This is a genomic window from Streptomyces caniferus, from assembly GCF_009811555.1.
In the GTDB taxonomy this organism is placed as follows: Bacteria; Actinomycetota; Actinomycetes; order Streptomycetales; family Streptomycetaceae; genus Streptomyces; species Streptomyces caniferus.
On the sequence record NZ_BLIN01000005.1, the window covers coordinates 1,349,073 to 1,362,506 of the forward strand.

Consider the following 13,434-nt stretch of genomic DNA (forward strand, 5'->3'; position numbering starts at 1 on the left):
GGCGTGGCAGGCGAAAGGCCGTCTGCTGCCGCCGCGTTCAGGGTTTGCGGGCGACGCCCGCGTAGCAGGCGGCCTCCGCGTCGGTGACATGGGTGGCGTCCTCGGGGCGGTCGGGGCGCCACTGGTGGGAGAGGGTGACGCCCGGTTCCAGGAGCTCCCAGCCGTCGAAGAAGCGCAGGAAGGCGGCGTGGGAGCGGAACTGGAGCCGGGTGCCCGCTTCGCCGTAGATCTTGATGATCTTGCCCATCGCCTCGGGGCTGAAGTCCGGTGTCGCATGGCTCATCGCGAGGGTGCTGCCGCTGGGGAGCGCGGCCTTGAGGGTATCGACGATCATGAGGGCGCGGTCCTGGCCGTCGTCGGGGACGAAGTGCATCAGCGCGTTCAGGCTGAGCGCGACCGGGCGGCTCAGGTCGAGGGTGTCGAGGAGCTGGGGCGCCGTGAGGATGCCGGCCGGGTCGGTGACGTCGGCCTGGACATATGCGGTGCGCCCCTCGGGGGTGCTGAGCAGGAGCGCCGCGGCGTGCGCGAGGACGATCGGGTCGTTGTCGGTGTAGACGACCCGGGCGTCGGCGGCGATGCTCTGGGCGACGTCGTGGAGGTTCGGCGGGGTGGGGATGCCGGTGCCGATGTCGAGGAACTGCCGTATGCCGGAGGCGGCGACGGCGCGGGTGGCGCGGTGCATGAACTCGCGGTTGATGCGGGCGGCGACCAGCGCGGCGGGAAAGACGCCCAGCACCTTGCCGGCGGCCATCCGGTCGGCCAGGAAGTTGGTCTTGCCGCCGAGGAAGTAGTCGTAGATCCGGGACGAGTGGGCCCGGTCCAGCTGGAGGTCCACCACGGACCCGTGCTCGCTCATCGTCTGCTGCCTCCCCAGTACGGCATGCCGCCCCGGCGCGCCTCCCCGGCGTACGGTAACGCCCCCTCATAACCCGCGCACTCCAGGCGGCGCATCAACCGCCGCCGTGCGCCGGGCTGTTGGAGCACTGCCCCGTACGCCCCGGATCATGCCGGGTCGTACCCGGCGAGGTTTCCGGCGCCCGGCCGGTTGGCGCCCCCCGTGCGTCACATGCCACGGTCACGCGTAGTCATATGAATACGCAGCGGCAGATTTTTGCCCGCCCGATGCCACAAAAGGGGTCACCTTCCGGTTCATTGGAGGGTGAGGGCAAACCGTCCTCCCGCGGCCGGCGGCGCTTCGGCGCCCGGCTCGGTGCACGGCGAAACGGAACGAGGACTGCTCGTGAGCGCAGACCGGGACCGACTGCTACCGGCGTGCGCCCCGGCGCACGTCCATACGGCGGAGTTAGCCCCGCTCCCCCGTGGTTCGCTCCCGGCCGTCGCGCCGGAAACGCTCGACCGGCAGCTGTCGATCACCTTCGAGGCGTTCCTCGCGACGCATGCACGCAAGTGGCTGACGTATGCCTATCTGCACACCGGCAGCGAGCCCGCCGCACGCGAGGTGACCCGGGCGGCGTACGGGCAGCTCGGCCGGCTGTGGCCGCATGCGCTACGGCAGGCGTCGGTGGAGGCATACGCCTGGTCGGTCCTCAAGGAAAGCGTCGTGGAGTGGCTCTACGACCACCACCAGCCCACCGCGCTCACCGAGACCGCCGCCTTCGCCGTCGTCACGCATGCCCTGCTGCGCGAGTGCCAGCAGCAGTTCGCCATGCTGGAGAGCCAGTTGGGGCTGTATGCAGCCATCGCCCGGCTGCCGGAGCGGCAGTGCGATGTGATCGTGCTGCGCCATGTCATCGGGTACAGCGACGCGCAGATCGGCTCGTTGCTCGGCGTCGACGAAGTCACCGTCCGCTCCTACGCCAGCCGCGGCAAGCGCAAGCTCGCCGCCGCACTCGGAATCGACCAGGGAAATTCCAGGGGGAACTGACCATGTCGCACATCTGTCCCGCGGGCCGCAGGGAGACCGTCGAGACGCTGCTCAGCGCCGCCGCGGCGGTGTCCGGTATCGACGATCTGGCGGGGTTCGCCGACCTCGACGCCACGGGAGTGCCCGGCGGCCTCGACACCTCCGTCCGGGCGGGTGCCGCGGCGGCGGGGGGCACGGCGGCCGACGGACGCCTGACCGCACAGCGGCCGGCCCGGACGGCGTACGCCGCACCCAGCACCTACCCCAGCGCCCGCGACGAGGCCACCCACGAACTCCAGCTGGCCTGTGCGCTGGTCGTCAACGCGGCGGCGGCCGCGGCGAGCCTGGAGCGGCTGGTCGACGACCACCACATCGACCCCGAGGGCGCGCTGGTCTTCGCCTGCCTGCTGCACATCACCGGGCGCCATGACGCGGCCCATTTCTGGTGGCACTTCGGCGCCGGGGCCGGGAGCCGGACCGCCGCCTACTGTCTCTACCTCTCCCACCGCCGCAACGGCGAGTACCGCGACGCCGCCTACTGGCGCGAACAGGCCGCGCACGCGCCCGACGAGGAGCGCCGGTCGGCGGCCGCGTTCGACGAGAAGCAGTTGCTGCCGGACGCGGCCCGCCACAACCTGCTGGTCCAGTGGCACAGCGGGCTCGCCCCGACCCTGCCGAGCGCGCTGGAGAACGTGATCAACCGGCTCGTGGTGGACAGCGACGACGAGGACTTCGGCGAGATCCCCCGCCCTTCCCCCACGCTGGTCCGGGACCTCGGCCGGGCCGAGTAGCGACGCCACGCCACCGGCGGCTCCCCGGCGCGGGCCGCGGGACGCACCACGGCCGGCCGGTCGGCCTCAGGAGTCGCCCGTTCCGTCCGACGGGCCCTCCGCCATCGGCGGCCACGCCGGGCGGCTGGCGTCGGGGACCGTGGCCAGCGCATGGCCGACGGTGGGGTAGCAGGAGAAGACGCTCAGGGACTGGGTGCCGACCAGCAGCCGCAGCATCCGTACGCCGAGCGAGGCCAGCAGCAGCCTGCCCTCCAGGCGCCGGCACAGCCATTCCAGGGCGAGCAGGCAGCTCAGCCCGCGGGAGTCGCAGAAGCGCAGGGCGGTCAGATCGAGCACCAGGAAGCGGTGGCCGGCCGACACCACCGACCGCGCCTCGGCGAGAAACGCCTGCTCGGTGCGGAGGTCCAGGTCTCCGCTGACGCGCAGGACCGCGCACTCCTCCGCCTGCACGATCGCAGTGACCGCCAACGACCGCATCTCCGAGCTCATGCCGTCCAGACTAAGCGCCGCCGTCTCCGGCACCACCGCTGCGGCCCGCCGGCGCACAACGGACCGCCCCGGACAACCCGGCCCGCAGGGGCCCGTACGGGCCCGCCGCCAGGGCGTTACGGGCACCCGTTCGTGCATGCGGCCAAGGTGACAGCGGCCCGAAGCAGACAAAAACGGTCACGTTTTCCGCCGTCGCGGGCACCCTTCCGCACCGTCCCGGTTGCTATAAACCTGATACGGGCGGAAACGGGCAGCCCCGTGACCGAACGGAAACCGGAAAACGTCAGAATTCGGGCAGGAGTGAGCCATGAGGGCCGAGGAACGCCAGCACCGCATCCTCGCGTTCGCCCGGCAGTCCGGCCGGGTCGAGGTCGCCGATGCCGCGGTGGAGTTCGGGGTCGCCCGCGAGACCGTACGGCGTGATCTGAGCGAGCTGGAGCGCCGGGGCCTGATCCGGCGTACGCACGGCGCGGCGTATCCGGTCGAGAGCGCCGGGTTCGAGACCACGCTGGCCCGGCGCGAGACCCAGCAGGTCGAGGAGAAACGCCGGATCGCGGCGGCCGCCGCGGGCCTGGTGGGCGAGGCCGAGACGGTGTTCGTCGACGAGGGCTACACCCCCGAGCTGGTCGCCACGCTGCTGCCCGCGGACCGTCCGCTGACCGTGATCACCGCGTCGCTGCGCACCGCGTCGCTGGTCGCGGCGTCCGAATCGACCACCGTCCTGCTGGCCGGCGGGCGGGTGCGCTCCGGGACGCAGGCGACGGTCGGGTCCTGGGCGCGGGACATGCTCGCCCGGTTCGTGATCGACCTGGCGTTCCTGGGGGCGAACGGCATCTCCCGGGAGCACGGCCTGACCACCCCGGATCCGGCGGTCGCCGAGGTGAAGGAGCAGGCCGTCCGCTCCTCGCGGCGCCGGGTGCTGGTCGGGGTGCACAGCAAATTCGGCGCCAGCAGCTTCTGCCGGTTCGCCGAGGTGCGTGACTTCGACGCGATCGTCACCGACGCGGGGCTGTCCGCGCCGGAGGCACATCGCTATTCGCTCCTGGGGCCGCAGGTGCTCCGGGTCTGACCGGGGCGGGGCCGTCCGGACTCCGGCCCCGCACGCAACCCGGCACCCGGCACCACATCCCGCCCTGTCTCCCCATAACCCATAACCCACCGCCGACGGCCGCCCCGGCCGCCGGACGGCTCCCCCGGCGTACCCGCGGGCCGGAGCCGTACGCCCCGCAACCGCCGCTGGTGCGGCACTCCCCGGACCTCCCCGTCCGCCGCACCCGCCCCTCGCCCCCGTCCCCGTGTCCCCCTCCCCCGTCCCCCAGAAAGGCACGAGCCGTGAGAGCACGATCCCCCGGACCAGGCCGCGGCGGCCGCTCCCTAGGGCTGACCGCCCTCGCCGTCGCCCTGGCCCTGTCCACCGCCGGCTGCTACCGCGGCGCCGGCGATGCGGGCAACGACAGCCGTCACACCATCAACGTCCTGATGGTCAACAACCCGCAGATGGTGGATCTGCAGCGGCTCACCGCCGAGCACTTCACCAAGGAGACCGGCATCAAGGTCCACTTCACCGTGCTGCCGGAGGACGATCTGCGCGACAAGATGAGCCAGGACTTCTCCAGCCAGGCCGGTCAGTACGACGTGGCCAGCGTCAGCAACTACGAGACGCCCATCTACGCCCGCAACGGCTGGCTCTCCCCGCTCGGTGAACGGGCCGCCAAGGACCGCACGTTCGACCAGGGCGACATCCTGGAGCCGGTCCGCTCCTCCCTCACCGCCGCCGACGGCAAGGTCTACGCGGAGCCCTTCTACGGCGAATCCTCCTTCCTGATGTACCGCAAGGACCTCCTCAAGGCCACCGGGCTGACCATGCCCGCCCGGCCCACCTGGCACCAGGTCGCCGCGCTCGCCGCCGAGCTGGACGGCTCCCGCAAGGGTCTGAAGGGCATCTGTCTGCGCGGCCAGCCCGGCTGGGGCCAGCTCGCGGCCCCGCTGACCACCGTCGTCAACACCTTCGGCGGTACCTGGTTCACCAAGGACTGGCAGCAGCAGGTGGACAGCCCCGCGTTCACCGAGGCCACCCGGTTCTACGTCGATCTGGTGCGCCGGCACGGCCAGGCGGGCGCCCCGCAGGCCGGCTACACCGAGTGCCTCAATGACATGCAGCAGGGCAAGGTCGCCATGTGGTACGACGCGACGGCCGGCGCCGGTTCGCTGGAGAGCGGCGAGTCCAAGGTGGCGGGCAAGGTCGGCTACGCGCCGGCGCCGGTGGAGCGGACCCGTGAGGCGGGCTGGCTGTTCACCTGGGCATGGGGCGTACAGAAGGCCAGTACGCACCAGGACGCGGCCTGGCGGTTCGTCCGCTGGGCTTCGAGCAAGGGCTACGAGCGGCTGGTGGGCCGCGAACTGGGCTGGTCGAGGGTCCCGGGCGGCAAGCGGGCCTCCCTCTACCGCAACCCGGAGTACGCCAAGGAGGCCGGGGCGTTCGCCGGCCCGACCGAGCGGGCGATCAGCTCGGCCCGGCCCGGCGACCCCGGCGTACAGCCGCGCCCGGCCCCCGGCATCCAGTTCGTCGGCATCCCCGAGTTCGCCGACCTGGGGACCAAGGTCTCGACCGAGATCAGTGCGGCCATCGCCGGCAAGCAGAGCGTTCCCGAGGCCCTGACGAAGAGCCGGCGACTGGCGCAGGAGGTGTCCGATGCCTACACGCACCACTGAGCCGGCCCCCGCGGCCGATGCGGCCGTCGCACTCCGCGCCGGCGGTCCCGACGCCCGGGCCCGCCGCACCGAGCGGGCGAAGAACTGGGCCCGCCGCGCGCCCCTGCTCCCCGCGCTGGTCTTCCTCGTCCTCGTCACCCAACTCCCGTTCCTGGCGACGGTGGTGATCTCGTTCACCCGCTGGAACGCGCTGGCCCCCGACAACCGCGGCTTCGCCGCCCTCGACAACTACCGCGCGGTCTTCACCGATCCGGCGATGCGGGCCTCGGTGGGCACCACGGTGCTGCTGACCGTGACCGTGGTGCTGGTCAGCCTGCTGCTCGGGCTCGGTCTGGCGCTGCTGCTCGACCGTGGCTTCCGCGGGCGCGGCATCGTGCGCACCCTGCTCATCACGCCGTTCCTCATCGTGCCGGTCGCCTCCGCGCTGCTGTGGAAGCATGCGCTGTACAACGCCTCGTACGGACTGCTCAACGGCTCGCTGACCTGGATATGGCGGCTGTTCGGCAGCGACGACCCGCCGCAGCCGGACTGGATGACGGACTCGCCGCTGGCCGCGGTGGAGATGTCGCTGATCTGGCAGTGGACCCCGTTCATGATGCTGATCCTGCTGGCCGGGCTGCAGAGCCGGGCGTCGGACGCCGTCGAGGCGGCCCGGATGGACGGCGCCTCCGCCTTCGACATCTTCCGCTATCTGACCCTGCCGCATCTGCGCCGCTACCTCGAACTGGCCGCGCTGCTGGGCACGGTGTACGTGGTGCAGAACTTCGACGCGGTGTTCACCATCACGTCCGGCGGCCTCGGCACGGCCAACCTTCCGTACACCATCTACCAGACCGTCTACCAGTCCCATGACTACGGACGGGCGTCCGCGCAGGGCGTGGTCGTGGTGCTGTGTTCGCTGCTGGTGGCGACCTTCGCACTGCGCACCGTGTCGTCCCTGCTGCGCGAGGAGGTCACGTCATGACCACCCTGACCACCCTGTCCGCGGCCCGCGGTCGCGCCGGTTCCCCCGCCGCCCGGCGCCGGCGGCGCACCGGCAGTCTGCTGGGCCTGGCGGCCTGGCTGTGCGGCATCGCCTTCTTCCTGCCCGTCGCGTGGATGGTGCTGACGTCCTTCCACAGCGAGACGGACGCGGCGACCAACCCGCCGAGCGTGGGCGCCGGGCTCAGCCTGCACGGCTACCGCGAGTTCTTCGGGGCGACGGGCGGCGGCGTCAGCCCCTGGCCCCCGTTGATCAACTCGCTGACCGCCTCCGTCGTCTCCACCCTGCTGGTGCTGCTGCTGGCGGTGCCCGCCGCCTATGCGCTGGCCATCAAGCCGGTACGCAAATGGAGCGACGTCCTCTTCTTCTTCCTCTCCACGAAGATGCTGCCGCTGGTGGCCGGGCTGCTGCCGGTCTACCTCGTCGCGCAGAACACCGGGATGCTCGACAGCATCTGGCTGCTGGTCCTCCTCTACACCTCGATGAACCTGCCGATCGCGGTGTGGATGATGCGCTCGTTCCTCGCCGAGGTCCCGGTGGAGATGCTGGAGGCCGCCTCGATCGACGGCGCGGGGCTGGCCACCACCCTGACCCGGATCGTGGCGCCGGTCGCCATGCCGGGGATCGCGGCGACGGCTCTGATCTCCTTCATCTTCAGCTGGAACGAGCTGCTGTTCGCCCGGGTCCTGACCGGCGTCGTGGCCGGTACCTCGCCAGTGTTCCTGACCGGACTCGTGACCAGCCAGGGCCTGTTCCTGGCCAAGGTGTGCGCCGCCGCCACCGTCATCTCCCTCCCGGTGCTCATCGCCGGGTTCGCCGCCCAGGACAAACTCGTCCAGGGCCTGTCGCTTGGAGCCGTGAAATGAAAGCCGCAGTGATCAGCGCCCCCGGCAAGGTCGAGGTCGGCACCGTCGAGGACCCGACGCCCGGCCCCCGCGAGGTCGTGGTCTCCGTCGCCGCCTGCGGGCTGTGCGGCACCGATCTGCACATCCTCCAGGGGGAGTTCGCCCCCACCCTGCCCGTCGTGCCGGGCCATGAGTTCGCGGGCACGGTCGTGGCGCTGGGCAACGCGGTCACCGAACTCGCCGAGGGCGACCGGGTGGCCGTCGACCCCTCCCTCTACTGCCACGAGTGCCACTACTGCCGCATCGGCCGCAACAACCTCTGTGAGCGATGGGCCGCCATCGGGGTGACCACGGCGGGCGGCGCCGCCGAGTTCGCCGTCGCCCCGGTCGCGAACTGCGTCAAACTGCCCGATCACGTCCGGACCGAGGACGCCGCCCTGATCGAGCCGCTCTCCTGCGCCGTCCGCGGCTACGACATCCTGCGCTCCCAGCAACTGGGCACCCAGGTCCTCATCTACGGCTCGGGCACGATGGGCCTGATGATGCTCGAACTCGCCAAGCGCACCGGCGCGGCCGGGGTCGACGTCGTCGACATCAACCCCGCACGGCTCGCCACCGCCCGCACCCTGGGCTGCAGCAACGCGGCCGGTTCCGCCGACGAGCTGGACCGCCCGCGCGGCTGGGACGTGGTCATCGACGCCACCGGCAACGAACGCGCCATCCAGGACGCCCTGGGGCGGGTCGGCAAGGGCGGCACCTTCCTCCAGTTCGGCGTCGCCGACTACGCCGCGCGCGCCACCATCGAGCCCTACCGGATCTACAACCAGGAGATCACCATCACCGGCTCGATGGCGGTGCTGCACAGCTATGAACGCGCCGCGGAACTGTTCGCGGCCGGCGCCCTGGACCCCGAGGTCTTCATCAGCGACCGCCTCCCGCTGGACCACTACGCGGAGGCGCTGGCCCGCTTCCGGGCGGGCGAGGGGAGGAAGATCCAGGTACGGCCGTGAGCCGCGCGGGTGCGCGGCGGACCGCTCACCGCGGGCGGCGTACGGGGGCGAGCTCACCGTGCAGGAGCGCCGTGCCGAGCGGCGTGAGGGCGTGCACGACCGAGCATCCGTCTCGCCGGCTGCGGGCCAGATTGGCCTCGCGCAGGGCGCTCACGTGCTCGCTGGCCGAGGGGGCGGAGACCCGTAAGCGGCGGGCGAGTTCACCGGTGGTGGCCGGGGCGTCGAGAGCGGCGAGGATACGGGCTCTGGTGCGGCCGAGGAGCGCGGAGAGCGCCTGCGGATGGCAGCTGCGGGTGGCGGCCGGCGCCCAGTCCGTGGCGTGCTGGACGGGGTAGACCAGGACCGGCGGGAGGCCGGGGTCGGCGAGGGCGATGGGGCTGCGCCAGCAGAAGTGGGAGGGGATCAGGCGCAGTCCGCGTCCCTCCAGGCGCAGATCGCGGTCCCGCGGGTAGTCGACATGCAGGACCGGCGGCTCCCAGCGGATCGCGGGCCGGAAGGTGTTGAGCATGCCGTCGACGCCGCCCCGGCAGAGCATGCGGGTACGGCCGCCCCGGTCGCAGTCGACCGTGGCGGCCGCCCCCGTCCAGTCGGGGGCGATCACCGCGCGGTACACCTCCTGGAACGCGGCGGCCAGCTCGTCGAGCGGCTGCCGGCTGCCCCCGGCCAGCGCGCCGGTCCAGCGCGGGAGCCGGGCCGGCAGCGCCGCCCGCGCGGATTCCGTGGTCAGCCGCACCCGGGGGGTGTCCCGCAGCGCCTCCAGCCCCGCGGCCAGCCCGTCGCGGGCCGCGTCGGGCGTGAGGAAGTCCGGAAAGTAGCGGGCGTCGGCCGGGGCCAGGGTGCTGATCAGCCGGGCGGCGCGGGTCAGACCCCGCTCGTCCAGTTCACGGCGCGCGCGGGCACGCCAGGCGCCGTACACCGGCACCCCGCGTGCCGGCGGCACCAGATGGTGCATGGCGAGCACCGTTTCCCACAGTGGGTCGGGCTCGGCGGCTATCTGTACCCGCGCGACATCCCGGTCGTCGAAGTGAATGCGCAACATGCGGCCCCCGCGGCATGCTCATGACCCCGTTGCCAGGGCCCCCCGTGCGGGGCCTGTCCTACGGCCCCGCCGCAAGCCTGCCCGGCGTCAACGGACGTGTCCAGGGCGACTTGTGGCCTTCGGTGTGCGCGGGTGGTGGAGGCGGGGAGCGCGGGGCGCCCGGGTTCAGGCCCGGCTCGCGAGCCGCTCCGCCAGCCGCTCCAGGAACACCCGCTGCCCCACCACCAGCCGCTCGTAGGCCTCACGCGGGGTCCACCAGGCGACCCGGTCGATCTCGGGGAAGGTGCCGGTCACCCCCGAGCCGCGCGGCCATTCCATCTCGAAGGTCCCCGGCACGATCCGCTCCGGGGCGAGATCGCCCTCGACCGCCCATGCCGTCACCACCTTGCCGCTCGCCTGGCGGGCCTCACCCAGCAGGACCCAGGGCCCCTCGGGGGGCGGCAGCCCCAGCTCCTCCGTGAACTCCCGCCGGGCCGCGTCCCGCGCCTCCTCCGGCGGTACGTACTCGCCCTTGGGCACCGACCACGCCCCGGCGTCCCGCCGTTCCCACAGCGGCCCGCCCATGTGCGCCAGCAGCACCTCGACGCCGCCGTCCGCCGTGCGCCGGTACAGCAGCAGCCCGGCACTGCGCCTGCCCGCCACGGCGGCTACGTCTCCCCGCCGGCGTGTGCGGCGAGCACCGTCTCGACGGTGTCCGCCTCGGCCGCCGTCTTGTCCTCCCGGTAGCGCACCACCCGCGCGAAGCGCAGGGTCACGCCCGCCGGGTAGCGCGTGGACGTCTGCAGGCCGTCGTAGGCGATCTCGACGACGAGTTCCGGACGCACCGTCACGACATGGCCGTCGTCGCGCACGGCGAGTTCTTGCAGCCGCTCGGTCTGCCAGCCGAGGGTGACGTCGGTGAGGCCCTTGAAGGTCTTGCCCAGCATGACGAATCCGCCGTCCGGCCCACGCGCCCCGAGGTGGAGGTTGGACAGCTTCCCGGTGCGCCGGCCGTGGCCCCACTCCGCCGCGAGCACCACCAGGTCCAGGGTGTGCACGGGCTTCACCTTCAGCCAGGCGGCACCCCGGCGGCCCGCGCTGTAGGGGGCGTCCAACGCCTTGACGACGACGCCCTCGTGGCCCCGGCGCAGGGTGCGGGACCAGAAGTCCTCCGCGGCGGCGCGGGCCGCGGCGTCGGAGGGGTCCGCGACCACCTGGCGGCGCACCCGCAGCTCTTCGGGGACGAGCCGGGCCAGCTCCGCGTGCCGCTGCTCGCCGGGCAGTTCCAGCAGATCGCGGCCGTCGACCGACAGCGCGTCGAAGAAGACCGGGGACAGCGGCAGGGCCGCCTGCGCGGCGGAGACGTCCACCCGCGAGCCGAACCGCCCCGCGACCCGCTGGAACGGCACCGGGCGCCCCTCGCCGTCCAGCGCGATCACCTCGCCGTCGAGGATGAAGCGGTCGGCCGGCAGCTCCCGGGCGAGGGCGGTGACCTCGGGGAGCCGGTCGGTGACCTCGTCGAGGGTGCGGGTGTGGATCCGGACGTCCGGCCCGTCCCGGTGCACCTGTACGCGGATGCCGTCGAGCTTCTCCTCCACGGCGCAGGCGCCGAGTCTGTCCAGCGCCTCGGCCACCGACTTGGCGCTGTGCGCCAGCATCGGGCCGACGGGCCGCCCGACGGTGAGCCGGAACTCCGCGAGCGCCGGCGGCCCCTCGGCGAGCAGCGCCCGTGCGACGTCCTGCAGGGAACCCGCCAGCATCACGGCCCGGCGGACGTCGGCCGCGGGCACCTCGGTGGCGGCGGCGAGCCCTTCGACCGCGATGGCGTCCAGCGCGCCCTGCCGCACCTCGCCGGTGAGCAGGCCGACCAGGAACCGCTGTTCCTCCCGCGTCGCCGCGGCCAGCAGTTCCCGGACCAGCCGGCGCCGCTCCCCCTGCGCCCCGGCGCCCGAGACCCGCGCCAGTCCGGTCAGCGCCGTATCCACGTCACGTACGGTCAGGGTGGCGTCGTCCGCCGCCGGAACCGGCTCGCGCAGCACGCTCCAGCCGACCCCGATCCGCCCCTGGGGCAGCCGCCCGGCCAGGTACGGGATGACCACCGGGACGTCCTCCGGCGCGGCGGCCCGGAACAGCCCGGCCAGCAGCGCGATCTTCCGCGAACGCGCCGACGTCGCGGCGACGTCCCCCGAGACCTGTGCGAGAGCGGCCAGCAGCATAGGGCCATGGTGCCCCCGCGGCGCCGTCCGCGCTTCCCCGGCCGCACAGGCCGCGGGCCGGTAGGGCAAGGTGCCGGTGCGCGGGCGGTCGTCCCGGCGCCTCGTCAGGGGGCGAGATACGAGTGGAAGAGGTTGTCCGGATCCCACTGCGCCTTGATCTCCTGCAGACGGTCCCAGGCGGCGGGGGTGTAGGAGCGCCGGGTCCGTGCGGCGTCGGCCTCCAGGTCCGTTTCGGCGATGTAGTGGAAGCCGTCGCCCTGGGGGTTCACGGTGGCCATGGCCTCGCGCAGCCAGCGCGTCTGCGTCGCGTCCTCGGCCGGGTCGTCCCAGACCGCGTAGCAGACGAGGTAGGACGCGCCGAGCGGGGAGAAGGCCATGTTCCGCAGCAGGGCGGGGTGCTCGGAGACCGGCTGCACCGGCGCCAGCACCAGGGACTTCCCCGAGGGGGCGCGGGCCACCGCGTCGGCGATTCGGGTCAGCTGGGTGGCATAGCTCTCCGGCGACCACAGGGTGTCCGCCGCGTACCGGTGTACGGGGGGCCAGGCGGCGCCCGCGCCCTCGTGCAGGGCGGCGAAGGAGGTCGGTGCGGCCGGCCGGCGGTCGACGGCGAGCTCGCCGAAGGGGCAGTCGGCGAACGGCTGCAGCGCCTGGAGGGCTTCGCCCCGCGTCGCGGCGAACGCGGTCGCGCCGACCGCGATCCGCGGACCTGCCGGGGCCGAGTCGGCCTGCGGACCGGACGGCGAGAGGAGGAAGGACACCTCGACGTACGGCGGGAGTCCGAGAGCGGTGTGCGCCGCCCACTCCGTCACCCGGGCCACCTCGGCCAGCGGGAAGGTCAGGGAGGTCGTCATGATCGAGGCGGGGAGGGGCTTCAGGGCGAGGCGGAAGCGGGTGACGACCGCGCAGAAGCCCGGCCCGGCGCCCCGCGCGGCCCAGAAGAGGTCGGGGTTCTCGGTATCGCTGCAGGTGACCGTCCGGCCGTCGGCGGTGACGGCCCGGATCTCGCGGACGCCGGCGCAGGACGCCCCCCAGGCACGGGAGTTCCAGCCCAGGCCGCCGCTGAGCAGGAACCCGCCGACCGCCACGGTGGGGCAGTGGCCCACGGGAAAGGCCAGTTCCCGCGGGGTCAGGGCGGCGACCAGTTCCTGGCCGGTGGCGGCGGGCTGCACGGTGGCGGTCGCCGGGTGGTCGTCGGTCGCGGGCGTGACACGGCACTCCCGGAGCGCGGAGAGGTCGAGCAGCAGCCCCTGGTCGCGCAGCGGGGAACCGGACCAGTTGTGCCCGCCGGAGTACGTCGAGACCCGTAGTCCCTTCGTGCGGGCGTAGGTGACGGCCCGTGCCACGTCCGCCTCCGCGGCGGCGCGCACGACGACCTCGGGGTACCGCTCGGGCCGCCGCTCGTTCCACACCGCGGCGGACCGGGCCCGCTCGTAGCCGGCCTCGCCCCGCCGGATCAGCGTGCCCTCGATGTCCGCCCCCGGTGTCGGTCCCCGTGAGCCCATCATGG

At 73.1% G+C, this 13,434-nt stretch carries 13 protein-coding genes; 7 read left to right on the forward strand and 6 right to left on the reverse strand.

Annotation, left to right across the window (positions count from 1 at the left end; all coding sequences use genetic code 11):
• Nucleotides 1-37: 37 nt before the first annotated feature.
• Nucleotides 38-856, reverse strand: coding sequence for an SAM-dependent methyltransferase (locus Scani_RS22430; RefSeq protein WP_159479234.1), 819 nt, complete (start codon nt 854-856; stop codon nt 38-40).
• Nucleotides 857-1,240: 384 nt separating this feature from the next.
• On the opposite strand from Scani_RS22430, the gene Scani_RS22435 reads away from it, so the two are divergent.
• Nucleotides 1,241-1,885 carry an RNA polymerase sigma factor gene (locus tag Scani_RS22435; RefSeq protein ID WP_159479236.1) on the forward strand — a complete coding sequence of 215 codons (645 nt, stop codon included), beginning with the start codon at nt 1,241-1,243 and terminating at the stop codon, nt 1,883-1,885.
• Between the two features lie 2 nt (nt 1,886-1,887).
• Nucleotides 1,888-2,655 carry a hypothetical protein gene (locus tag Scani_RS22440; protein WP_159479238.1) on the forward strand — a complete coding sequence of 256 codons (768 nt, stop codon included), beginning with the start codon at nt 1,888-1,890 and terminating at the stop codon, nt 2,653-2,655.
• A 66-nt stretch (nt 2,656-2,721) separates the two neighbouring features.
• Here the strand turns inward: Scani_RS22440 and Scani_RS22445 are convergent, their stop codons facing one another.
• Nucleotides 2,722-3,144, reverse strand: a complete 423-nt coding sequence (locus Scani_RS22445; protein WP_246296079.1) for an STAS domain-containing protein — start codon at nt 3,142-3,144, stop codon at nt 2,722-2,724.
• Between the two features lie 307 nt (nt 3,145-3,451).
• Here Scani_RS22445 and Scani_RS22450 point away from each other — a divergent pair, with 307 nt between their 5' ends.
• The 5 genes from Scani_RS22450 to Scani_RS22470 all read left to right on the forward strand — a co-directional run bounded on the left by Scani_RS22450 (nt 3,452) and on the right by Scani_RS22470 (nt 8,693).
• The gene (locus tag Scani_RS22450; protein ID WP_159479240.1) at nt 3,452-4,213 is read left to right on the forward strand and encodes a DeoR/GlpR family DNA-binding transcription regulator; all 762 of its coding nucleotides are present in this window, start codon (nt 3,452-3,454) and stop codon (nt 4,211-4,213) included.
• Between the two features lie 263 nt (nt 4,214-4,476).
• Nucleotides 4,477-5,856 (forward strand): ABC transporter substrate-binding protein, encoded by a 1,380-nt coding sequence (locus Scani_RS22455; RefSeq protein WP_159479242.1) that lies wholly within the window; start codon nt 4,477-4,479, stop codon nt 5,854-5,856.
• A complete protein-coding gene (locus Scani_RS22460; protein WP_159479244.1) occupies nt 5,837-6,820 on the forward strand; it encodes a carbohydrate ABC transporter permease in 984 nt (327 codons plus the stop codon). Before Scani_RS22455 ends, Scani_RS22460 begins: the two co-directional genes overlap by 20 nt.
• On the forward strand, nt 6,817-7,704 hold the full coding sequence (locus Scani_RS22465; protein ID WP_159479246.1) for a carbohydrate ABC transporter permease: 888 nt from the start codon (nt 6,817-6,819) through the stop codon (nt 7,702-7,704). The genes Scani_RS22460 and Scani_RS22465 overlap by 4 nt, the downstream gene beginning before the upstream one ends.
• A complete protein-coding gene (locus Scani_RS22470) occupies nt 7,701-8,693 on the forward strand; it encodes a zinc-dependent alcohol dehydrogenase family protein (RefSeq protein ID WP_159479248.1) in 993 nt (330 codons plus the stop codon). Before Scani_RS22465 ends, Scani_RS22470 begins: the two co-directional genes overlap by 4 nt.
• 25 nt (nt 8,694-8,718) lie before the next feature.
• Here the strand turns inward: Scani_RS22470 and Scani_RS22475 are convergent, their stop codons facing one another.
• From Scani_RS22475 to Scani_RS22490, 4 genes are all read right to left on the reverse strand, one after another.
• Nucleotides 8,719-9,732, reverse strand: coding sequence for a winged helix-turn-helix domain-containing protein (locus Scani_RS22475; protein ID WP_159479250.1), 1,014 nt, complete (start codon nt 9,730-9,732; stop codon nt 8,719-8,721).
• 165 nt (nt 9,733-9,897) lie between these two features.
• Nucleotides 9,898-10,374 carry an NUDIX hydrolase gene (locus Scani_RS22480; protein ID WP_159479252.1) on the reverse strand — a complete coding sequence of 159 codons (477 nt, stop codon included), beginning with the start codon at nt 10,372-10,374 and terminating at the stop codon, nt 9,898-9,900.
• Nucleotides 10,375-10,379: 5 nt separating this feature from the next.
• Nucleotides 10,380-11,927 carry an ATP-dependent DNA ligase gene (locus Scani_RS22485; RefSeq protein WP_159479254.1) on the reverse strand — a complete coding sequence of 516 codons (1,548 nt, stop codon included), beginning with the start codon at nt 11,925-11,927 and terminating at the stop codon, nt 10,380-10,382.
• 104 nt (nt 11,928-12,031) lie between these two features.
• The gene (locus Scani_RS22490) at nt 12,032-13,432 is read right to left on the reverse strand and encodes an FAD-binding oxidoreductase (protein WP_246296081.1); all 1,401 of its coding nucleotides are present in this window, start codon (nt 13,430-13,432) and stop codon (nt 12,032-12,034) included.
• Nucleotides 13,433-13,434 lie beyond the last annotated feature (2 nt).